1 pseudogene is annotated in these 641 nt (G+C 57.6%); it reads right to left on the minus strand.

The features are described 5' to 3' along the window. Nucleotides 1-50 precede the first annotated feature (50 nt). Nucleotides 51-641 (minus strand): annotated as a pseudogene (locus RT018_RS13410) (glutamine--tRNA ligase); the annotation flags it as partial.

Consider the following 641-nt stretch of genomic DNA (forward strand, 5'->3'; position numbering starts at 1 on the left):
CAGGACGGCTCCATAATGCTTCCAGCCATTTCCTACCCAAGTGAATGCCCTTACTTCTTAAAGCTGTCCTTCAAGCTGACGCTGCGGTTAAACACCAGCCGCCCCGGCGCGGAGTCTTTGTTGTCCAAGCAGAAATAGCCCAGCCGCATAAACTGGAAATTGGCGGGCGCTGCGGCGCCCGAAAGCTCCGCTTCTACCTTGCAGCCCTGCAAAATCTCCAATGAGGCGGGGTTCACGAAGTCCATAAAATTCTTGTCCGCGCCGTCTGGGTCCGCGTCGGTAAACAAATTGTCGTACAGCCGCACTTCCGCGTCCACAGCGGTGGCCGCGTCCACCCAATGAATTGTTGCGCCCTTGACCTTTCGTCCGTCGGCAGGGTCACCACCTCGGCTGTTGGGGTCGTATTCGCACAAAACCTCGGTCACATTGCCATCCTCATCCCGGACGCAGCCGGTGCATGTCACAAGATACGCGCCCTTTAAGCGCACCTCGTTCCCCGGATACAGGCGCTTGTACTTGGGAGCGGGCTCTTCCATGAAATCGTCTGCCTCAATATACACCGTCCTTGAAAAGGGCACCTCCCGGGTCCCCGCATCGGGGTCCACGGGGTTGTTTTCCACGGTGAGGAATTCCTGCTTATC

The organism is Oscillibacter sp., from assembly GCF_032060045.1.
Lineage (GTDB): Bacteria > Bacillota > Clostridia > Oscillospirales > Oscillospiraceae > Oscillibacter.